Source organism: Pseudomonas sp. SH10-3B, from assembly GCF_019891415.1.
In the GTDB taxonomy this organism is placed as follows: Bacteria; Pseudomonadota; Gammaproteobacteria; order Pseudomonadales; family Pseudomonadaceae; genus Aquipseudomonas.
On sequence record NZ_JAFLXD010000055.1, the window covers coordinates 17,318 to 38,836 of the forward strand.

The 21,519-nt window shown below is 61.6% G+C and carries 20 protein-coding genes; 10 read left to right on the forward strand and 10 right to left on the reverse strand.

The features are described 5' to 3' along the window. Nucleotides 1-1,150 precede the first annotated feature (1,150 nt). The 7 genes from J1G35_RS27255 to J1G35_RS27285 all read left to right on the forward strand — a co-directional run bounded on the left by J1G35_RS27255 (nucleotide 1,151) and on the right by J1G35_RS27285 (nucleotide 9,758). On the forward strand, nucleotides 1,151-3,544 hold the full coding sequence (locus tag J1G35_RS27255; protein WP_223016536.1) for a TonB-dependent receptor: 2,394 nt from the start codon (nucleotides 1,151-1,153) through the stop codon (nucleotides 3,542-3,544). Nucleotides 3,545-3,559: 15 nt separating this feature from the next. Continuing rightward, nucleotides 3,560-4,525, forward strand: coding sequence for an amino acid ABC transporter permease (locus J1G35_RS27260; RefSeq protein ID WP_053128754.1), 966 nt, complete (start codon nucleotides 3,560-3,562; stop codon nucleotides 4,523-4,525). Then, complete coding sequence (locus J1G35_RS27265; protein WP_053128755.1) at nucleotides 4,518-5,291, forward strand: amino acid ABC transporter ATP-binding protein; 774 nt, start codon at nucleotides 4,518-4,520, stop codon at nucleotides 5,289-5,291. The genes J1G35_RS27260 and J1G35_RS27265 overlap by 8 nt, the downstream gene beginning before the upstream one ends. Nucleotides 5,292-5,309: 18 nt before the next feature. Then, the gene (locus tag J1G35_RS27270; protein WP_115486969.1) at nucleotides 5,310-6,233 is read left to right on the forward strand and encodes an ABC transporter substrate-binding protein; all 924 of its coding nucleotides are present in this window, start codon (nucleotides 5,310-5,312) and stop codon (nucleotides 6,231-6,233) included. Nucleotides 6,234-6,245: 12 nt separating this feature from the next. Continuing rightward, nucleotides 6,246-7,829: an FAD-dependent oxidoreductase gene (locus J1G35_RS27275; protein WP_223016537.1), complete on the forward strand. Its 1,584-nt coding sequence runs from the start codon at nucleotides 6,246-6,248 to the stop codon at nucleotides 7,827-7,829. 11 nt (nucleotides 7,830-7,840) lie between these two features. Then, the gene (locus tag J1G35_RS27280; protein ID WP_053128758.1) at nucleotides 7,841-8,263 is read left to right on the forward strand and encodes a RidA family protein; all 423 of its coding nucleotides are present in this window, start codon (nucleotides 7,841-7,843) and stop codon (nucleotides 8,261-8,263) included. 160 nt (nucleotides 8,264-8,423) lie between these two features. Next, nucleotides 8,424-9,758, forward strand: a complete 1,335-nt coding sequence (locus J1G35_RS27285) for an LLM class flavin-dependent oxidoreductase (RefSeq protein WP_053128760.1) — start codon at nucleotides 8,424-8,426, stop codon at nucleotides 9,756-9,758. 3 nt (nucleotides 9,759-9,761) lie between these two features. Here the strand turns inward: J1G35_RS27285 and J1G35_RS27290 are convergent, their stop codons facing one another. Both J1G35_RS27290 and J1G35_RS27295 read right to left on the reverse strand, forming a co-directional pair. Then, nucleotides 9,762-10,247 carry a hypothetical protein gene (locus J1G35_RS27290; protein WP_223016538.1) on the reverse strand — a complete coding sequence of 162 codons (486 nt, stop codon included), beginning with the start codon at nucleotides 10,245-10,247 and terminating at the stop codon, nucleotides 9,762-9,764. Continuing rightward, the gene (locus J1G35_RS27295; protein ID WP_223016539.1) at nucleotides 10,244-11,158 is read right to left on the reverse strand and encodes an NAD synthetase; all 915 of its coding nucleotides are present in this window, start codon (nucleotides 11,156-11,158) and stop codon (nucleotides 10,244-10,246) included. Before J1G35_RS27295 ends, J1G35_RS27290 begins: the two co-directional genes overlap by 4 nt. A gap of 187 nt (nucleotides 11,159-11,345) precedes the next feature. On the opposite strand from J1G35_RS27295, the gene J1G35_RS27300 reads away from it, so the two are divergent. Further along, nucleotides 11,346-11,834, forward strand: coding sequence for a type VI secretion system tube protein Hcp (locus tag J1G35_RS27300; RefSeq protein WP_053128766.1), 489 nt, complete (start codon nucleotides 11,346-11,348; stop codon nucleotides 11,832-11,834). A gap of 418 nt (nucleotides 11,835-12,252) precedes the next feature. On the opposite strand, the gene J1G35_RS27310 is transcribed toward J1G35_RS27300, so the two are convergent. The 6 genes from J1G35_RS27310 to J1G35_RS27335 form a co-directional block, all read right to left on the reverse strand. Then, a complete protein-coding gene (locus tag J1G35_RS27310) occupies nucleotides 12,253-12,759 on the reverse strand; it encodes a hypothetical protein (RefSeq protein WP_223016541.1) in 507 nt (168 codons plus the stop codon). Further along, on the reverse strand, nucleotides 12,756-13,670 hold the full coding sequence (locus J1G35_RS27315; protein WP_223016542.1) for an NAD synthetase: 915 nt from the start codon (nucleotides 13,668-13,670) through the stop codon (nucleotides 12,756-12,758). The genes J1G35_RS27310 and J1G35_RS27315 overlap by 4 nt, the downstream gene beginning before the upstream one ends. A 438-nt stretch (nucleotides 13,671-14,108) precedes the next feature. Beyond that, the gene (locus tag J1G35_RS27320) at nucleotides 14,109-15,572 is read right to left on the reverse strand and encodes an aldehyde dehydrogenase family protein (protein WP_223016543.1); all 1,464 of its coding nucleotides are present in this window, start codon (nucleotides 15,570-15,572) and stop codon (nucleotides 14,109-14,111) included. Nucleotides 15,573-15,715: 143 nt separating this feature from the next. Continuing rightward, the gene (locus J1G35_RS27325; RefSeq protein ID WP_223016544.1) at nucleotides 15,716-16,888 is read right to left on the reverse strand and encodes an FAD-binding oxidoreductase; all 1,173 of its coding nucleotides are present in this window, start codon (nucleotides 16,886-16,888) and stop codon (nucleotides 15,716-15,718) included. After that, nucleotides 16,885-17,292 (reverse strand): RidA family protein, encoded by a 408-nt coding sequence (locus tag J1G35_RS27330; protein WP_223016545.1) that lies wholly within the window; start codon nucleotides 17,290-17,292, stop codon nucleotides 16,885-16,887. Before J1G35_RS27330 ends, J1G35_RS27325 begins: the two co-directional genes overlap by 4 nt. Beyond that, the gene (locus J1G35_RS27335) at nucleotides 17,282-18,418 is read right to left on the reverse strand and encodes a DSD1 family PLP-dependent enzyme (RefSeq protein WP_223016546.1); all 1,137 of its coding nucleotides are present in this window, start codon (nucleotides 18,416-18,418) and stop codon (nucleotides 17,282-17,284) included. Before J1G35_RS27335 ends, J1G35_RS27330 begins: the two co-directional genes overlap by 11 nt. Before the next feature lie 95 nt (nucleotides 18,419-18,513). Between J1G35_RS27335 and J1G35_RS27340 the strand changes: the two genes are divergently transcribed. Continuing rightward, nucleotides 18,514-19,398, forward strand: coding sequence for a LysR family transcriptional regulator (locus J1G35_RS27340; RefSeq protein ID WP_223016547.1), 885 nt, complete (start codon nucleotides 18,514-18,516; stop codon nucleotides 19,396-19,398). 1 nt (nucleotide 19,399) lies between these two features. On the opposite strand, the gene J1G35_RS27345 is transcribed toward J1G35_RS27340, so the two are convergent. Together J1G35_RS27345 and J1G35_RS27350 are read right to left on the reverse strand one after the other, a co-directional pair. Next, the gene (locus J1G35_RS27345) at nucleotides 19,400-20,113 is read right to left on the reverse strand and encodes a cupin domain-containing protein (protein WP_223016548.1); all 714 of its coding nucleotides are present in this window, start codon (nucleotides 20,111-20,113) and stop codon (nucleotides 19,400-19,402) included. Between the two features lie 22 nt (nucleotides 20,114-20,135). Next, nucleotides 20,136-20,987, reverse strand: coding sequence for a GNAT family N-acetyltransferase (locus J1G35_RS27350; protein ID WP_223016549.1), 852 nt, complete (start codon nucleotides 20,985-20,987; stop codon nucleotides 20,136-20,138). Between the two features lie 268 nt (nucleotides 20,988-21,255). On the opposite strand from J1G35_RS27350, the gene J1G35_RS27355 reads away from it, so the two are divergent. After that, a partial coding sequence (locus J1G35_RS27355) for a hypothetical protein (protein WP_223016550.1) occupies nucleotides 21,256-21,519 on the forward strand: 264 nt, incomplete at its 3' end.

A 21,519-nucleotide genomic window follows, 5' to 3' on the forward strand; every position in this document is an offset into this window, starting at 1 on the left:
ACACTTCCTTCAAGGCACCCTGCCAATCGTCCTGGGAGACGATCCACACCCACGGCGCGCCGTAGCGATACACCGAAACCGGCTTCTTGCGCGCGGCCTCGACGATCTTCGACAGGCGCTGATCGAGCTCTTGCATGCCTACTTTCGAGTAACGTTCCATAGTTCCCATTGCCCCACTCCTGGCGTCCCGCTGACGGCTGGGGAGACGGCTTGTGGCGGCCTCCAGCGCGTTACATAGGCAAGACGGAAGTGGCTGTGAGCTACCGAACTTTTGTCATGAAAGCTTCATTTTGAATTGTGAGGGAGGCAATTTTTCCGGGGGCTGCATTGGCGGCCCTAGAGCTGAGCGGAGTTGTGCCGGTGTACTCGGTTGGAAATGTGGGGGGCTTGCTCCCGATAGCGGCGGATCAGTCACAGCAACATCGACTGGTCTACCGTCATCGGGGCGTGGGTATCTACACAACTTTTCAGCCCCTGACAAAATCTCCCTGTGGCGAGCGGGCTTGTCCCGCGTTGGGCTGCGTAGCAGCCCCAGTAAAGCTGAATGCGGTGTATCAGAAACTCCATAGCGGCTGTTTTGGGGCCGCTACGCGGCCCAACGCGGGACAAGCCCGCTCGCCACAGGGAGATTTATCAGAGGCTGAAAAGTTGTGTAGATATCCATGCCCCGATGGGGGAGTGTCAGTTGATGCATCTGTAGCTGACCCACTGCCATCGGGGGCAAGTCGAACCGTCGCACCGCCCCTCCCACATTTGGATTTGCATACCTCAGGTAGACCTCGGCCTGAGCTAAAGGCCAATCTCAAAAAGACATTATTTATATGAATAAAAAAACTAAAAAATAATAAAATTAGAGAATATTAGCTTATATCAAAACAGCATTATATTTTCAAAACCCATTCCGTTATGTTTGATCGCAACAGCCTACCCCTGACCTCGGATGGTACCCAGCGTAATCAAGATTCTGCGCGCCATAACCGGGTGATCATCCCCGCAGCAGAATCGTTGGAAGGGAGTTCAACGTATGTTGCCAATTCAAACCCAGCGCCACACCTAGTCCCCAATCGCCGCAACCCCCCTGAAAAAAACCGAGCACCGCGCCCGCCCGCGTGACTGCCCGACTTCGCGATTTGGAATGTCTGGAGTGGCTATGAAGCAAGTCTTACAACCGACCGCCATCCTGGCGCTGGCGATCCTGGCCAACACCGCCCAAGCCCAGGACGACAGCACCCTGTCCACCGTGGTGGTCACGGGTAACCGTGGCGCCGAACAACGCACGGTCACCAGCAGCCCGGTGCCGATCGATGTGGTCAGCGCCAAGCAACTGCAAAGCACCGGCAAGCCCGGTTTGATGGAGGCATTGAGCGCGGTGATCCCGTCGCTGACCCTGCCGGAAAAAACCGGTTGGGACGCCAGCGGCATTGCCCGTGCGCCGAACCTGCGCGGCATGAGTGCCGCCGAGGTGCTGGTGCTGGTCAATGGCAAGCGCCGCCACACCGCGGCCACCCTGAACATCAACGGCATCAACACCGGCGCCGCACCGGCCGATCTGGATTTGATCCCCATCAGCGCCATCGACCACGTCGAAGTCCTGCGCGATGGCGCCGCTGCCCAATATGGTTCCGATGCCATCGCCGGGGTCATCAACGTAATCCTCAAGGCCGACACCAGCGGCACGTCGGTGACCAACGTCGGCCAGGGTTACGACGGCAAGAAACAGACCGTGCAGCAAAGCCTCAACAAGGGCTTCGAGATCGGCAACGGCGGCATCGTGCAGTTGGCCCTGGACGCGCGCAGCCAGAACGACGACAACAAGGCCAGCGCTAACGGCTACACCTACGCCCAAGCCTTTGAGCAGGCTGGCCGCTCCACCTACGGCGGCTATGGCACACCGAAGACCAACTTGCTGACCTTGGGCTACAACGCCGAACTGCCGATCGACGACAGTTTCAGCCTGTATTCCTTCACCACCTATTCGCGGCGCAAGGCCGAGCAGGGCCAGAACTTCCGTCTGCCGACCATCACCAACACCATTACCACCGGGCCTAACGGTTACCCCGGCGGCTACACGCCGACCTGGTATATCGACGAGGACGACTTCCAGGCCGCATTCGGCGGTAAAGGCACCGTCGGCGAGTGGGACTGGGACCTGTCCACCACCTACGGGCGCAACGAGGCGGAGCAGGGCACCACCCATAACCAGAACCCATCCCTGGGCGAGGCCACGCCGAACAGCTTCACCTCCGGCACCTGGATTTCCACCGAGCTGACCACCAACCTCGATTTCAAGCGCGGCTTCGACATCGGCCTGCAAAAGCCGCTGGACCTGAGCTACGGTTTCGAACATCGCCGCGACACCTATGAGGTGCAGGCCGGTGACTATGAGTCCTATGCCAACGGCGGCTACTGCGTGGCACCGGGTAACTGTGCGTCGTCCGGGGCCCAGGTCACCAACGGCATCTCGCCGGATGAAGAAAGCAGCGCCTCGCGCAACAGTCTCGCCAGTTACGTCGACGTGGGCTTCAACCCGGTGCCGGACTGGTACGTGGGCACCGCGTTTCGCTACGAGCATTACAACCAAGGCGTGGGCGCTACCCGCAGCGGCAAGCTGACCACCCGCTACGACTTCACCCCGCAGTTCGCCGTGCGCGCCACCGTGAGCAATGGCTTCCGTGCACCGTCCCTGGCCAATAGCTTGTTCAGTGCGCGGTCCACCACCTATGGCGTGGTCGACGGCGTGTACCAATCGATCAACTACGGCGTGCTGCCGGTAGGTTCGGCCGCTGCCCAGGCCTTGGGTGCGCAGGAACTGAAACCCGAGCGTTCCACCAACTTCAGCCTGGGTTTCACCCTGACCCCCACCGATCGCCTGAGCTTCACCGCCGACGCCTACGTGATCAACCTGCGCGATCGCATCACCCTCACCGGCACCTTGCTCGGCCCGGAGATCACCCAGGTGCTGCAAGGCAATGGCATCACCTCCACCTCCGGCGGCCAGTACTTCATCAATGGCGCCGACACCCGCACCAAAGGCCTGGACCTGGTCAGCAACTACAGCCAGGACCTCGGCCCCTATGGCGCGCTGAAATGGACCGCCGCGTTCAACTGGAACCAGACCAAAATCCTCAACTACAAGGAATCCACCACGATCCTGGGCACGGCCTATGACCTGATGGACCGTGAGGCACGCAACCTGATCACCGGCGTGCAGCCCAGCACCAAGCTGATCCTCGGTGGCGACTGGAGCATCGAGCGCTTCAACCTCAACCTGGCCCTGACCCGCTACGGCTCTTACAAAGAGGTCAACGTCTCCGCCGACCGCAGCCTCGACCGGGTCTACAGCGCCAAGTGGATCACCGACCTCGACCTTGGCTACAACCTCACCAAAGACCTCAACGTGGCCATCGGCGCCAAGAACCTGTTCGACGTCTACCCGAAAAAACAAGGTGTACCGAGCAGCACCATGGTCAGCAGCTACGGCACCTATTCGCCCTACGGTTTTACCGGCGGGTACTACTACACCCGCTTGACCTATGCCTTCTAGGCCGAGGAAAACACCATGCCCATCGTTGCCAAATCCTATGACCTGATTGACACGCCCAGCGCGGTGCGCCAGGCCCGTGTGTCCACACCGATCAAAGCCCTGCAGGTGGTGCCCGCGCGGCATCCCTGGCGCTGGGCCGGGTCGATCTTTGCCGCGCTGGTGCTGCTCGGCATCGCGCATTCCCTGGCCACCAACCCGCGCTGGGAGTGGGGCGTGTTCGGCCAGTGGTTCTTCTCGCCGTCGGTGCTGCGTGGCCTCGGCCAGACGCTGTTGCTGACGCTGCTGAGCACGGTGTTCAGCGCCATCCTCGGCACTGCGCTGGCGTTGGCGCGGCTGTCGGGCTCGCCGCTGCTGGCGGCCCTGGCCTGGGGCTACATCTGGTTTTTCCGCTCGATGCCGGCGCTGCTGGTGCTGATCATCCTCTACAACTTCGCCTACCTGTACGACCACATCGTCCTCGGCGTGCCGTTCACCAGTGTGGTGTTCGCCGAGTGGTCGACGGTGGACGTGCTCAGCCAATTCACCGTGGCCGTACTGGGCTTGAGCCTGATGCAGGCGGCGTATGCGGCGGAGATCATTCGCGGCGGCCTGATCGGTGTGGATGCCGGCCAGCACGAAGCGGCGGCAGCCCTGGGCTTGCCGGCCTCGCGGCGCATCTTCCGGATCATCCTGCCCCAGGCGCTGCGCTCGATCCTGCCGTCGGGGTTCAACGAAATCATTGGCCTGGTCAAGGGCACCTCCATCGTCTACGTGCTGGCCCTGCCAGAGCTGTTCTACACCGTGCAGGTCATCTACAACCGCACCCAGGCGGTGATCCCGCTGCTGATTGTCGCCACCGTCTGGTACCTGATCATCACCACCGTGCTCACCAGCGCCCAGTACTACGTCGAGCGTCATTTCGCACGGGGTACGGCCAGGGTGCTGCCGCCCACGCCGTTGCAACGCGTGCGCCGCTGGCTGAAGGAGAAAACCCATGAGTGAAGCCCGCGCCGGCCGTATCCAGATCCAGGGCGTGGGCAAGCGCTTTGGCAATCAACAGGTGTTGAAAGACATCGACCTGACCATCGATCCAGGCAAGGTCACGGTGATTCTCGGACCGTCCGGCTCGGGTAAATCCACCTTGCTGCGCACCATCAACCACCTGGAAAAGATCGACAGCGGGCACATCACCATCGACGGTGAATACGTCGGTTATCGACGCAAGGGCGACCTGCTTTACGAGCTCAAGGAACGCGAGATTCTCAAGCGCCGTATCGACGTCGGTTTTGTGTTCCAGAACTTCAACCTGTTCCCGCACCTGACCGCCTGGGAAAACGTCGCCGAGGCGCCGCTGGCGCACAAGCGCTGGAGCAAGGCCGACGCCCAGGCCAAGGCCACGGCGCTGCTGGCCAAGGTCGGCCTGGCGGACAAGGTCGATGCCTACCCACGCCAGCTTTCCGGCGGCCAGCAACAGCGCGTGGCGATTGCCCGCGCACTGGCGCTGGACCCCAAGGTGCTGCTGTTCGATGAACCCACTTCAGCCCTCGACCCGGAACTGGTGGGCGAAGTGCTCGACGTGATCAAGGGCCTGACCCAACTGGGCGTGACCCTGGTGATCGTCACCCACGAAATCGGTTTTGCCCGCGAAGTGGCCGACCACGTGGTGTTCCTCTGCGACGGCCAGTTGATCGAAGAAGGCCCGCCCGAACAGATTTTCCGCCAACCCCGACATCCCCGCACCGTGGCCTTTCTCGGCAAGGTGCTTTAGTTCAAGGAGTGACTGCCCATGTTCATCAACACCACCCGCGTGGCCCTGCTGGCGCTGGCCGTCAGTGCTGCGCAAAGCGCATTCGCCGTGCAACAGGTCGACCTCAGCCCCGACCGCCCGCGCATCCATGTGCCGCGTAACGAAGCGGCCATTGCGCAGATCCCGCCGGGCTTCAAGTTCGCCCAGCCGGGCAAGTTCACCGTGGCCGTGTCCGGCGTGGCCGGGCCGCCGCTGGCGCTGCTGGCCAGCGACGACAAGACCACCATCGGCAGCGAAGCCGACACCGCGCAACTGGTGGCCGACAGCCTCGGCCTGCAACTCAATGTGGTGCAGACCAGCTGGGAAGACTGGCCCCTGGGCGTCAGCTCGGGCAAGTACGACGCGGTGATCAGCAACGTCACCGTGACCGAGGCGCGCAAGAAGCGCTTTGACTTCGCCACCTATCGCCAGGATGTGCTCGGCTTCTACGTCAAGACCACCAGCAAGATCAGCGAGATCAAGCAGGCAGCCGATATTGCCGGGCTGAAGATCATCGTCGGCTCCGGCACCAACCAGGAAAAAGTCCTGCTGGCCTGGAACGAGGCCAACGAAAAGGCCGGCCTCAAACCCGCGCTGTTGCAGTACTTCGACGACCAGGCCGCCGCGCAGCTGGCGGTGCAGTCGGGGCGCAGCGATGCGCTGTTCGGGCCCAACTCGGTGTATGCCTATTCGGCGGCGATCACCGGCGGCATCAAGCGCGTCGGCACGGTGAACGGTGGCTGGCCATTGCAGGCGGACATTGCCGTGACCACGCGCAAGGACAACGGCTTGGTCAAGCCGATCCACACCGCCCTGGAAGGCGCGATTGCCGGCGGCCAGTACGCGCAGGTGCTGCAACGCTGGGGCCTGGATGTGGAGCGCGTCGACAAGTCGCTGATCAACCCACCGGGCCTGCCGGATTAAGGAGCAATCGACATGGGACTGACACGACGTGAAGCGTTGTCGAGCATCGCTGCGGTAGGCGGCGAAAAAGCCGTCAAGGATGCACTCGCGGTACTCGGCCTCGGGCCGTCATCGCACCGCCGACCGCAACCGTTGAAGCTCAAGGACGGCCTGGGGCAGGGCACCCGTGTGCTGGTGCTGGGCGCCGGGATTGCCGGGCTGGTCACCGCCCTGGAACTGACCCGCGCCGGGTTCAGCGTGCAGGTGCTGGAAGCCCGTGAGCGGGTCGGCGGTCGCACCTGGACAATCCGCCATGGCGACCGCGTGGACTACAAGGATGGCCGTACGCAAACCGCAGCGTTTGAGCCGGGGCATTACTTCAACGCCGGGCCTGCACGGATTCCCAGCCAGCACCGCACGATCCTCGACTATTGCAGTGAGCTGGGGGTGCCGCTGGAAGTGCTGGTCAATAGCAGCCATGGCGCCCAGGTGCGGCCGGATGTGAACCAGCCGGCCTTCACCGTCGGCCAGGCGATCAACGATGCGCGCGGGCATTTGTCCGGATTGCTCGCCAAAGCGGTGCAACGTGATGCCCTCGACGATGTGCTGAGCGCTGAGGAACGCACGCGCTTGCTGGCGTTTTTGCAAGTGTATGGCGACCTGTCCCAGGAGCTGGCCTTTGAGGGCACGATCCGTTCGGGGCACCTCGAATCCCCGGCCCATCCCGGCGCCTTGCCCGCCAGCCGCAGCCCGTTGGCACTGGACCAACTGCTGCACCCCGAGCTGTGGGGCGCCTTGCTGCACACCGAATTCCCGGAATTCTCGGCGACCATGTTCCAGCCGGTGGGCGGCATGGACCGCATCACCGACGCCTTCTACCGGCGCGTCAGCGATCACGTGCAACTGGGCGCCCAGGTGCGCCAGATCCGTCAGTTGGAAGACGGCGTGGCCGTGACCTACCACGACCAACGCAGCGGTCGCGAGCAGGTGGTGCGCGCCGACTATCTGGTCTCGACCTTGCCGCTGCCGCTGCTGGCCAGGCTCGACACCGACTTCAGCGACCCGATCAAGGCCGCCTTGCTCTGCACCCGCAGCGACCAGGCCACCAAAGTGGCGTGGCAGTCCCCACGCTTCTGGGAAACCGACTACCGCACCTACGGCGGCCTGTCTTGGATCGAACACCCGGCGCGCCTGCTCTGGTACCCGAGCAACGACCTCAACACCCGCGAGGGCTTGCTGGTGGCCGGCTACGTGACCGGGGAGGGCGCCGATGTGTTTGGCGCGCGACCGTTCGACCAGCAATACGCTACCTCCAAGGAGGCCGTGGAGCTACTGCATCCGGGCTATTCAAAACACCTGCGTCACCCGCTGGCGGTGTCCTGGGAACAGATCCCCTTCAGCGAAGGCCCGTGGCTGCAACGCGAACACTTCCCGGCCGATGCCAGCGCCTTGCTCGAACAGGGCCACGGCCGCGTGTACTTCGCCGGCGACGGCCTGGTGCAAAGCGGCGTAGGCATCTGGCAGGAATCGGCGGCCAACTCGGCGCGGCATGTGGTCGCGCAACTGGCTGAACGCGTGACCCAACAACGACAGGTCGCGGCACTCGCCGCCTCTTAAGGAGACACACCATGAGCGACAGCATTCAACGCACCAGCGTCGGCGATTTTCCGATCTCGCAGACCGTCACCGTGCCGGCGTCCGCCAGCCTGATCTTTGTCAGCGGGACCTTGCCGGACCCGGTTGATCCAACGGTTCCCGGGGTGTTTGGCAACACCGAAGTGCAGACGGTTTCGGTGTTCAACAAGCTGCGCCAGATCCTGCGCCAGCAAGACCTGGACCTGGGCGATATCGTGCAATTGCGCGTGTTCCTGGTTGGCGCCGAAGAGACCGATGGCAAGCTGGATTTCGCCGGGTTGCAGCGTGGGTATACGCAGTTCTTCGGCACCCCCGAGCAGCCGAACAAGCCGGCACGCACCGCGTTGCAGGTCGTGGCGTTGCCATTGCCCGGTGCACTGGTGGAAATCGAAGCCATCGCCGCCCGAACCGCCTGATTCACGCGGTTGAACAGTGTGGGAGGGGGCTTGCTCCCGATAACGGTGTATCAGGTGATGCAGAAGGTGACTGAACCAACGCTATCGGGAGCAAGCCCCCTCCCACCAGTTGATCCGTTTTTTGCCAGTTAGTCCTCATGTTCATTATGGAGAGATCCCTATGTCCACAGCACCCCGGCAACTCAAATTCGGCGCCATCCTGACCGGCGTCGGCACCGCGCAAAACGAATGGCTGCACCCGCAAATTCCCGGCGATGCCAGTGTGGATATCGATTGGTACCGCGCCCAGGCGCAGCAGGCGGAAGCGGCGAAGTTCGACCTGGTGTTCATCGTCGACAGCCCCTACATCACCCCTGATTCGGCGCCGCATTTTCTCAACCGCCTGGAGCCGCTGACCCTGCTCTCGGCCGTGGCCGGTGCCACCTCGAAGATCGGCCTGGTGGCCACGCTGACCACCTCCTATACCGAACCCTTCAACGTCGCCCGCCAGTTCGCCTCCCTGGACCTGATCAGCGGCGGCCGCGCCGGTTGGAACGTGGTCACCACCGGCCTGGAAGGCGCGGCCGGCAACTTCGGCCGTGAGCAGCATATCGACCACACCGAGCGCTATCGCCGCGCGGCTGAGCACCTGGAGGTGGTGCAGGGGCTGTGGGATTCCTACGAGGACGACGCCTTCGTGCGCGACAAGGCCAGCGGCGTGTTCCTCGACCCGCAACGCCAGCATCGCCTCGACCACCATGGCGAGTTCTTCTCGGTGACCGGGCCGTTGAATATCGCGCGTTCGGCCCAGGGCCAGCCGGTGATTTTCCAGGCGGGCATTTCCGAATCCGGGCGCAGCCTGGCGGCTAACTATGCCGAGGGCATTTTTGCCGGCGTGGGCAACTTCGAAGACGCCCAGGCCTATTACAGCGACATCAAACAACGCACCGCCGCCGCCGGACGCAACCCCGATCACGTGACCATCCTGCCGGGCATTTCGCCGATCATTGCCGACACCGACGAGCAAGCCCAGGCCATCGACCGCGAACGCAATGGCGAGCTGGATTTGAACAAGGCACTGGTGCAGTTGGGGCGGCCGTTCAATTACCACGACTTCAGCCAGTACCCGCTGGACGAACCCTTCCCCGAACTGGGCGATCTGGGCAGCAATGGCTATCGCGGGCATGCCGAAAACATCAAACAAGTCGCCCGCGACCAGCAGTTGACCCTACGCCAGGCGGCGTTGCGTTTTGCCAAGCCGTTCTCGAGCTTTGTCGGATCCCCCAAGACTGTGGCGGATGAGATCGAACGCTGGTTTGTCGAAGGGGCGGTGGATGGTTTCAATATCCACGTCGGCGCGCCGGATGACTTTGCGCGGTTTACCGACCAGGTGCTGCCATTGTTGCGCGAGCGCGGGTTGTTTCGCAGTGAGTACAGCCACAGCACCTTGCGTGGGCATCTGGGCTTGCCGGTGCCGGTGAATCGGCATACAGCGGCAAGGAGCGAGGCGGCCTGAGGCTCACCACCATTTCCAGCGGCCCTGTTGTTTCAGGGTCGCGATAACGCCGTTGCGTTTATGCCTGATTTCCAACATCTCTCGGCGCATTTGTCGTTGGCGTTTGCTGTTCAGGCATAGAAGCCCGATCAACGGACTCAGTAAGGCAAGGGTAAATAGGAGGTGATCGGGGCTGTAAAGGATTGTCGGCACTACGAGCAGTAAGTAGATGATGAACACACCAACCTGAAGCCACACCCATCGTGGATATCCGTGAAGGACCAAGCTCTGCGCGACGCCGAATACCGCACACGCAATCCCGCCTGCGATGAAGAACGCATTACTGGTCAGTTCATCGGATGCGTGGGCGAAGTAGGTGAGATTCATCAGGGTGCCGGTGGTGGCAATCGAAAGGCACAAGGCTATAAGACCGCCAAACAACGCCAGTCTGTGACGCGCCCAAAGGGAGCGAGGATCTATAAGGTAAAGGGGCTCCTGGCGGTTTTTCATTCGCTGAACTCTTCGTAGATACCGATGGCCAGCGTCTTGGTGTTTCCGGACATACCGCTGCTGGCGAGGCCCAGTGCTGCTGCAATGGCATCATTTCGATGGGTCGCGATGATTGGTTTTATCTTTGTTGTTGGAATGCGTTTTGGCGCGTTACGTGCGGCTTGCTTGAGCTTGAGGAGCTTGGGTGTCAGGCGCGGGTCTTGGATTCTCAGGAGCTCATTCGTTAATTTTGCCCGTTCCTGTCGACTCAGCCCACGCAATACTTCTCTTAGTGGTTTACCTGTTGCGCGCTTGGACAGGTTGATTACTTTCACTGTCGTTACGGCAGAAGAGGCGACACCAAGTAAAGACACAGCATCCAGAGCTGCCATCATCCCTTCGTACCAAGCATTACTGTCCAGGTAGTCATTCATCTGCGGATCCCAAACTTCGTTTACCGTTCGATAGACTCCGGCGGCGCACTGGAACAACCCCGCTACTGCTGCTGCGGTGCCAATGAATGAGACAACAACACTTGCGCCACCCGTAAAAGGCATCAAGGCGATTCCGCTGTAAATAACATGCCAACTCAACAGCGCCCCGGTACACGTCACCGTCGTCCTCAAAGCCTCCGCTACCCATTCCGACTCCCGAGGCTCATGCTCCAACATCCGCTTGAACTCCACCGGCCCCACATACCTCGGCGCTTCCCGCAGCACCACCTTGATCGGCCGCACACTGCAAATCGCCTGGAATTCACGCAGCACCACCACGTTGAAATCCCCATCGATGTACACCACGCCCGCGCCAATCAGCACCGGGTCGCTGTCGATGGCGAAGACCAGTCGACGCAGGTCGATGCTGCTTTCAATGCGTTGGCGGGTGGTGCGGTGGGCCGAGGGGAATCCATCGTTGAACAAGGCGGTCGTCATTCCTTAACTCCTGGGTTTTTGGGGAGTCGAGAGGGTAAAGACGTAGTGGCGCAAATTAATGTCGGACGTTTCGTCATTTCAAGACAGGCACTTCCCGATCCCGCTTTGCCATCTTGTGAGCACCGTCTCGATTCGGGAACAGTGCGCCCCACGTCACTCTCGACGCACAACAGGACAAGGAGCCAACATGGCAGTCGATATGTTTTTGAAACTGGGCGATATCAAGGGTGAATCGCGGGACCAGGCCCATCGTGACGAGATCGACATTACCAACTGGGGCTGGGGTTTATCGCAAACGGGTTCGATGCATTCCGGCACGGGAGGCGGTTCGGGCAAGGCCGACTTTGCCAATCTGAACCTGACCAAACCCCTGGATAAATCCAGCCCCAACCTGATGATGGCCTGCGCCACCGGCAAGCATTACCCCGAAGCCAAATTGGTGGTGCGCAAGGCTGGCGGTTCAAGCCCGGTGGAGTACCTGGTGATCACCTTGAAGGAAGTGATGGTGGTGTCCTACGGCACCGGTGCGCAAAGTCAGGATGATGTCCTCTACGACAGCATCGCGTTGAATTTCGCCACCGTCGAGGTCAGCTACCAACCGCAGAAAGCCGACGGCGCCAAGGACGGTGGGCCGGTGAAGTTTGGCTGGAATATTCGGCAGAACGTCAAAGCTTGAGTAAGTGAGTCTCAGGGGGGAGCGCTGTTGTTGTCGACAGCGCTGTTTCAGTTAGTCCAACTGAGTCATTTCTGATTATTGGATTTCCAGACGAGTCCTATGAAGTGTTTAGACAGCAGATGGTGTTGGTGCGCGGTGGCTCTCTTGAGCGTGAGTACAGGGCTTCAGGGTTATCTAATAATTGATGGGCTGATTCGAGGTGTGATAGTGGCTCATAACCGCGTCGGGCCTTCCATTACTTACACGCTTGTAGGGCAGCCAAAGCACTATTGGTTCACCATTGCCTGGCTGGTGATTACTGAAATTATTCTAATGGTGCTGACCTTTTGTATGGCCTGGATTACCAGGCAGTTGCATAAAAATAAATGATCTAACTGAAGTGTTTTGGCGTTTTAGGCACGGCCAACCGGTATAAAGATCACCACCACTTCCAGCGACCCTGCTTTTTCATAGTCGCGATGATGGCTTGGCGTTTATGGCGCAGTTCAAGGGATTTTTTCCGCAGTTCGCGGCAGCGTTTGCTGTTGAGAATTAACAGGCCGACAAGTGGGCAGAGCAGGGCCAGTGCATAGAGATAGGTGTTGGGGCGCCAGAGGATGGCGGGGAGGGATATCAGCAGGCAGAGGAGGTAGATCGCGACGTTTATCCATACCCAATGGATGCGGCCGTAGAGCACTTCGTATTTGGCCAGGGCGAATACTGCGCCCAAGCCCGCGGCGCTGAAAAAGCATGTCTTGGCGACAAAATCTACGGGATGAGTAGGCAAATACGTAAGCATCGCCAAGATCGTTGTCAACGCTATCGAGAAACACCCTGCCAATGCATCACCTCCAATCACGGGCATGAACCGCTTGAGGAGTTGCCAAGGATCCTCAATAAAGAGTGATGAGTAATATTGGCCTTTTATCTTCCGTTGTTGGCTCACTGGTTAACTTCCTCGTAGATGCCCAACGCCAGAGTTTTTACGTTTCCAGAGACTGTACTGCTGGTAAAGCCGAGCAAGGCCGAAGCTATATCCATTTTGTGCGCGGCAGTTGCACGCTGCATTTGAATAGCGCTGATACGTTTGGCCACATTGCCGGAGGCTTTTTCCAGCTTGAGTAACTTGGTCGTTAGTCTTGGATCTTGGATTTTAAGCAGCTCATTGTTCAATTTTGTCCGTTCTTGCCGTGTCATCCCTCTAAGCACTTGCCTAGCTGTTTTTCCGGTTACTTTTGTGGTCGTTGTGACGACTTTCACGGTGACGAATGCCGAGCTGGCAACACCCATCAAAGCAATTCCGTCCAACACTGCTGTTGCGGCCTCATACCACGTCTCGTTATCCAAGTAGTCATTAACTTCCGGAAAGGCTAACTCTGATGCTGTACGTAAAGCGCCACCGATGCATTGAACTGTACTTGCAACGGCAGCAGCTTTACCGATAAACGAAATTATCGAGCTAGCCCCAGCTGTAAAAGGCATCAGCGCAGCCCCACTCGCAATGACCATCCAACTCAACACTACTCCGGTGCATGCAATTGCCGTATTTATAGCTTCCACCGCCAACCGCGACTCCCGAGGCTCATGCTCCAACATCCGCTTGAACTCCACGGGCCCCACATACCTCGGCGCTTCCCGCAGCACCACCTTGATCGGCCGCACACTGCAAATCGCCTGGAATTCACGCAGTACCACCACGTTGAAATCCCCATCGATATACACCACCCCCGCGCCGATCAACGCCGGGTCGGCGTCTATGGCGAAAAACAACCGCCGCAGGTCGAGGCTGCTTTCAATGCGTTGGCGTGTAGTGCGGTGGGCTGATGGGAATCCATCCTTGAATAGGGCGGCGGTCATTCCGGAACTCCTTTTTTTGGGAGTTGGGAGAGTAAAGACGCCGCGACTGGGATGAATGTCGGAAGCTTCGCCATTTGCAGTCGGTCACTTCCTGAAGCGAGTTTGACGTCTTGTAAGCCTGCTCCCGATTGAGGAAAAGGGCCGACGGCGCCAAGGACGGTGGACCGGTGAAGTTTGGTTGGAACATCCGGCAGAACGTCAAAGTGTGATGCGCTGAGAGGGCATAGGTATCCACACAACTTTTCAAACCCTGACATATCTCTCTGTGGCGAGCGGGCTTGTCCCGCGTTGGGCTGCTTCGCAGCCCAACGCGGGACAAGCCCGCTCGCCACAAGAGTGCGGTCGCCTGAAATTGTTTATGCAAGACTCAAGATTTTTTAGTGAAAATTTAACCCTTTAAAATCAATAAGTTATTTAAGCTTGATAAAGGCCCATCACTTATTCACCAAACCCGATAATCGCCTTGGTTTCCAGATACTCCTCGAACCCCTGCACACCATACTCCCGCCCATTCCCCGAGCGCTTGTAGCCCCCAAACGGCGCCATCGGATTCCACGCCGGATGGTTCAGGTGCACCTGGCCCGCGCGTATACGCGAAGCCACCGCCCGCGCAAGATCAAGGTCCTGCCCTTGAACGTGGGCGCCCAGCCCGTAGACCGTATCGTTGGCGATGGCGACGGCTTCATCCACCGTCTCATAGGCAATGATGCACAGCACCGGCCCAAATATTTCCTCCTGGGCAATGCGCATGGCGTTGTCCACTTCGGAGAAAACCGTCGGCCGCGTATAGAAGCCCTTGTCAAAACCCGCCGCCCGTCCCGGCCCGCCGCACAGCAGTTTGGCGCCCTCGTCGAGGCCGGCCTGGATCATGGCCTGGACGCGATGGAACTGGGCTTCGTTGGCAATGGGGCCCAACTGTGTCTCCTCCGATTGCGGGTCGCCAACGATCAGTGCATTCGCGGTGGCCGTCGCCAGGGCTTCGACTTCGGCCAGGCGGTTTCTCGGCACGATCATGCGGGTCGGCGCGCTGCACGACTGGCCGACGTTGCGAAACGCCGACATCACGCCCAGCGGCACAACCTTGGCGAAGTCGGCGTCGGGCAGCAGCACATTCGGCGACTTGCCCCCCAGTTCCTGAGTGACCCGCTTGACTGTCGGCGCGGCCGCCTGGGCAACCAACGCACCTGCGCGGTTGGAGCCGGTGATGGAGATCATGTCGATATCCCCATGGGCCGCCATGGCTGCGCCGACTTCCGCACCGCTGCCGTTCACCAGGTTGAACACCCCAGGCGGCAGGCCGGCGTCATGCACCAGTTGGGCAAACAGCAGGGCGCTCAAGGGCGACAGTTCGCTCGGTTTCAACACCACGGTGCAGCCGGCAGCGATGGCCGGGGCGACTTTCGCGGTGATTTGATACAGCGGCCAGTTCCACGGCGTGATCAGCCCGCACACGCCGATGGGCTCGCGCTCGATTGCGGTGCCGCCTTCCACGGTCTGGAAGCGATAGCTGGACAGCAGGTCACGGGCGACCCGAACGTGCTCGGCCGCCAGCGGCACTTGCATCGCCCGCGCGAAGCCGATGGCCGCGCCCATTTCCAGGGACAGCGCCTGTGCCAGTTGCTCTTTGCGCTCAAGGATCAGTTCGTGGATTTTCCCCAGCACCTGCGCTCGCGCTTCAGCCGGGGTCGCAGACCAACCGGCAAACGCCCCGCGTGCTGCCGCGACGGCCCGGTCGACATCCTCGGCAGTCCCGCGCGCCACCTGGGCAACCACGGCTTCAGTGGCCGGGTTGACCACCGGCAGCGTTGCCGGGATCGCCGGGGACGTCCAGCGACCGTTGATATAAAACTGGTGAGCCGTTTGCGCATCAACGCTGTAGCTATTTGAAGAGTGGGTGGTCATCCAACTGGCTCCCTGGAGCGGTAATAGGCGCTGCGAACGGCACGGCCCGGTGTCTGGATACGCTAGCAAAAGCCTCCCGCGCAAAGATGCCGTTATTCAGCGCTGCAAGGGATAATCTGCTGAATCTGGCAGGCTGGCGTAGCTCATATCAGTTTTCCCGTGGTGGGGGCGTTTGCCGGCACCGTCGAAGGTTGGGTGAACCGCCGAATATCGAACGGGCTGATCAAGGTGCTGGTACTGCCGGTGCTGATCAGTTCGGCCATCACATCCCCCACGCCAGGGCCGAGCTGGAAGCCGTGGCCGCAGAAGCCGAAGGCATAAAACAGCCCGTCCACGCTGCCGCTGGGGCCCATCACCGGCAGGGAGTCGGGGGTGTAGCTTTCGATGCCGCTCCACACGCGGATGATGTTCAGTTTCTCGGCGCCCGGTAATAGCCGTTTCATCTGGCGCATCTGGTTGAGCAGGCTCTCGGGCTTGAAAAACGCGCGTCGGTTGAGCATGTCCGGCGTGCAGCGGGCGCCACCGCCGATGATGATGTTGCCGCGCGGGATCTGGCGGAAGTAGATCACCTCTTCCTTGATCTTGGTGAACACGCCGATCACGGTGGGCAAGGCGTAGGGCACCGGTTCCGTGACCGACATCTGTGGGCCGTTGGGCTCCAGCGGCACCGGCTCGCCGAAGCGCTCGGACAGGCGCGCGGCCCAGGCGCCGGCGGTAATCAACAGTTGCTCGGCGACGAACAACTGCCCATCGCGGGTGGTGACGTGGAACAGGCCATTGACCTTTTCCACATCGGCGACTTCGGTTCTTTCCTCGATTCGCGCACCGAGGCGCCGGGCTGCGCGGGCAAAGGCCGGTGCGGCCAGGCGGGGGTTGGCGTGGCCGTCGTGGGGCGCGTAAGAGCCGCCTTTCACCTCGGGGCCGAGGAAACCGAAACGCTGGTGCAACTCGGCGCCGCGATAGATTTTCAGGTCCAGTTGCGCGGCTTCCGGCGCGGCGGCGTAGGCCTCCAGTTCAGCGATTTCATCTTCGCGATAGCACACGCGCATGTGGCCGCTGGGGATAAATTCCAGGTCGTCATCGATCAACTCCGGCAGGCGTTTCCACAGCGCCCACGAACGATTGGCCAGCTCCAGTTGCCCCAGGTAGCGGCCCTGGCGGCGCACATTGCCGAAGTTCACACCGCTGGCGTACTGACCGATCTGGTCGCGTTCCAGCAGCGTGACCGAACAGCCGCGGCGGCGCAGGAAAAACGCCGACGATGCGCCCATGATGCCGCCGCCGATGATCACCACGTCGCTTTTTTGCGAGGTCATGCGGGCTGCTCCTGTGCGGTACGGGCCACGGCTTCGATTTCGATCAGGTAGCCATGGTGCAGCACCGGCACGGGCACCACGGCGCGGGCCGGTTTATGTTCACCCAGGTAGCGCGCGTAAATCTGATCAAAGGCGGGCCAGTGTTCTATGCCGACGACGTACACCGTCACTTTGAGCAGGTCACGGGGGCCCAGGCCCGCTTCACCCAGGATCGCCACCAGGTTATCCAGGGCAATCGAGGCTTGCACCGCGAACGGTTGCCCGGCGCTGTGCTCGCCATTGGCGCGTACCGGCAGTTGCCCCGACACATACAGCACGCCGCCGTGTGCCACTGCCTGGGAATAGTGCCCGCCCGGCGGTGCCGCCTGGGTGCTATGAATCGAGTGGATGCGATTACCAGCCATGCAGGCGACTCCAGGTGTGCACGCTGCCGTCGGCATCCACCGCGTGATAATCCGGGAACTGCGCGCCGGTGGCACAGGCATGGTTGGGCAGGATGCGCAGCCGACTGCCGATGGGGAAACGCGTGACAAGCGCGTCACTGTGGGCAGCGCCCAGGCTGACGATGCCGTGTTCCTGGTTGGCAGCGGTGACCAGCGCGCCGTCGATCCAGTCGCCCGCTTCGCTGCACACTTGGCCATAACCGAAGTCCTGGCGCTGGCGCTGGGTGCCACGGTCACGACTCATGGCCATCCAACCGGCGTCGGTGATGATCCAGCCTTTGTCCGGCTGATGGCCGATCACGGTGGTCAGTACGCTCAGCGCCAACTCATCGGCCTGGCACACGCCGATGTTGCGCATGACCAGGTCGAAGAACACATACACACCTGCGCGTACTTCGGTGACGCCGTCCAGGTTCAGCGCCGAGAGGGCCGTGGGGGTGGAGCCGATGCTGACCTCGGGGCACGCCAGCCCGGCTGCGCGGAGGGTGTCTGCGGCGTGCACGCACAGTGCGCGTTCCTGTTCGGCCAGTGCTTGCAGGGGCTCAAGGCTGTCGAGCTCGTAACTGGAACCGGCGTGAGTCATCACCCCACGCAGGTGCAGGCCGCCGTCGCTGAGGATGCGTGCGACGTCGATCAGTACCGGGTCGTGGGCGGCCAGGCCGGAGCGATGGCCGTCGCAATCGATCTCGATCCACACGTCGAAGCGTTCGTCATGCTGCTGTGCGAAAGCGACGATGGCCTCGGCGCCTTGGACGCTGTCGGTGAGCACGCTGAGGTTGCAGCCTTTGCGCCGCAGGGCCAGGGCCTGAAGCAGCTTGCCCGGGGCGATGGCCACGGCGTAGAACACATCGCGGATGCCGGCGGCGAAACAATGCTCGGCTTCCTTGAGGGTCGAAACCGTGACACCGCTGGCGCCTGCGGCGATCTGGGCGTGGATCACCGGCAGGCACTTGCTGGTTTTGATATGGGGGCGTAAACGCACGCCCAGGCTGCTCATGCGTTGTTGCATACGCTGGATATTGCGCTGCATCTGCGGGATGTCGACGAGCGCGGCAGGCGTGTCGAGGGAAGCAATCGGCGTGGACATGGCGGAGCTCGCGTGGCTGGGTACAGGCTGCACTCTACTCAGCTGTTGTTAACGTGTGGTTCAATCAGCGCTCATCAATCATTAAGTAAAATTGAATGATTTCTATCGAAGACTTGCGATTGGCCGTGACCCTGGCCCGCTCCGAATCGCTGAGCGCTGCCGCCCGAACACTGAATGTCTCGCCGCCGGCGCTGTCCATGCGCCTGCGCAAGTTGGAGACGCTGCTGGGGCTGACCCTGGCCAATCGCGATGCGCGGCGCCTTAGCCTGACGGCGGATGGCGAGCGGTTTTCGCGGGAAAGCGCAGTGTTGCTGGAACAGTTGGAGGCGCTGCCGGAGTCGTTCCGGCAAAAGGACGAAACCCTGGTAGGCACCTTGAGGTTGGCGGCGCCGTTTGGCTACGGTCGACAGCGCATCGCACCGCTGCTGGCACGGTTTGCCAAACTGCACCCGCAGCTGCGCCTGCACCTGGATTTGCGCGAGACGCCCTGGCCCGATCGCCATGACAGCGATGCGGTGATTCACATCGGTCATCTCAATGACAGCCTGTGGACCGCGCGGCCACTGACGCCAAACGAGCGCTGGTTGTGCGCCAGCCCGGCCTATCTGCACGCCCACGGCGTGCCGTCTTCGCCGGACGAACTGGCGTCTCATCGCTGCATTTGCATTCGCGAAAATGATGAAGACGTCACCCTCTGGCACCTGCGCAAAGGCCAGGGCCGCAAGACGCTACGTGTGGAACCTGCGTTGTTGAGCAACGATGGCAGCGTTGCCCGGCGTTGGGCCGAGCAAGGCTTGGGGTTGGTGCTGCGCTCGCAGTGGGACGTGGGTGACGCCGTGGCCAGCGGCAGCTTGGTGCGCGTGTTGGCGGACTGGAGCTTTGACAGCGCGCCGATCCTCCTGCTGGTGCCGTCGCGCAAACTGCGTAGCCCGCGCGTACAGGCTTTGGTGACGTTTGTGGAAGAGGCGCTGAAGGCCTGAGTTATTTCACCGCGTAGACCTTGCGCACATACACCGTGCTGGTCCAGGCGCATGGCGCGCCCTTGGCCACGAACACCGTGTCCCCGGTTTTTACCGTGACCTCGCCACCCTCGTTGTCCTGCAGGGTGACGCTGCCTTCGAGCAGGTGCATCAACTCATGCAGTTTGTGCGGGCGGCCGTGGCGGGCGTAGGGCGTCGAGTCCCAGATGCCGACGCGCAGCTCGGTCACGGCATCGTCGAACAGGTTAAGCGCCCGGCACTGCGGGGTGGGGCCGATCAGGATCTGGGGTTCCGGCGCGGCGGAGGGGTTGAGCAGGGTGTGCGGGTCGAGCAGGGTCAGACCGGGGCACACGGGGGCATCGGCCTGGTCGACCGCGCAGAACGCCCATTCGCTGCCTGCGCTCGCCTGTACCGTGAGGCGTGTGCCGAGGCCGATCACGGCGCTGCTGCCGACTCCCAGTTCCAGTGTCTGTTCTGCGCTGCTAAGCACCACATGGCCGGCATGCACCACCAGGGTTTCGCTGTGGGGGAAATCTTCGATCACCGCTTCGCCGCTGAACGGTACAAGTCCTGCGGACACGCCATCGTCGCCCATCCAGGCGACTTGGCGGCTGTCGCCGAACGGGTCCAGCGCGCTCAGAGCGGCCGTGTTGAAGGACGTGGCAACGCGGCTGCCGTCGGCATGCGCCAACAGCAGGATACGGGGAGATGACATGGGGAGTGCTCCGGGAGAAAAGTCAGCCGATCGCCTGGGTGATCAGGGCAAAGGGGTGCACGCCTTGGCTGGCTTGGGGTGGGGTGCCCAGAGCCATCTGCGCGACGGTGTCGATGTTCTTCAGGCCGGCCTGTTCGAGCCAGTCGTTGAGGCCGCAGACGACGGGAATGTCGATACGCACAAAGGTGTCCGGCACCTGGGCCAGCAGGGTGGCGATCAGGTGCTTGGCCTGCTCGATATTTTCCGCCACCACCGGGCCGATGCAGCGTCCACGGCCGAACGGCCGCAGCAGGGCGAAGCCGCGTAACTGGCCATCGCGCTCGATACCCACGGCGTGCTCCACCTGCAGGTCACGCAGGACCTCGCGGCGGTCCAGGCCGCTGGCGGCCTTGGCCAGCGCGAGCAGGCTGGCGTGATCATCGGCGTTGAGCGCACGGCAGGTTTCGCCAGCGGCCAGCGCCGGCAGGGCAGGCACCAATGCCTGGCCCTGATGTTGCTGCACCCGCCCGAATTCGACGAACCCTTGGCTGGCGTACAGCGGCGCGCCGGCGAGGGTGGCATTGAGGACCGGCGTGCGCGTGCCGCAAGCGGCGAGGGCCTTTTCCATCAAGCGCCGGCCGATGCCCTGGCCCTGATAGTCATTGCTGACGATCACCAAGCCGATGGTGGCGTAATCGCCCTGGGGGCAGGTGAAGGCGCTGCCGATCAGCCGCTCGCCATCCATGACCACGAAGCCGTCGCTGACCCGTTGTAGCATTGCCCAGTCTTCCAGGCGGTGGGGCCATTTGAGTTGCACCGACAAGGCGTGGGCGGCCGGCAGGTCGGCCACGGTCATGGGGCGGTAGATGTAAGCGGGGTGTGGCAGGGCGGACATGGCGAGCCTCCGTAGAACGTTGTTTTTTGTTGCGTCAGGGTGCTTGTATCCCACCTGGGTCAGGGGCTGGCAAGGGGGGCGGGAATATTCGGTAGATTCCTCGTGGAGTGTGGGGCGAGACCACAGTTACTACTTAATTGCGGTTGGGGGGCAGCAGCAAATGCCATGAGGTTGGCGTTGGAGCCAACTGGAGTAGGGCGGGTGTACACGGTTAAAAATGTGGGAGGGGCGGTGCGACGGTTCGACTTGCCGCGATGAAGTAGTGTCAGTGGATGCATCTGTAGCTGAGCTGCTGCCATCGGGGCATAAGTATCTGCACAATTTTTTTCAGCGGTCTGTGGTGAGGGCGCTTGGTTCCGTGGCGGCCTTTGGGCCGACCATGTCGTTGGCTTTGACCGAGTACATATCCGTTGCTGCGGTAACGGCTGCCTATGGTTCCGCTCTTACAGCGGGTCACTTTTGGAAGAGCGCCAAAAGTAACCAAAAACGCTTCGCCCCAACACTCGGCACCTCGCCTAGGCTCGGTGTGCCC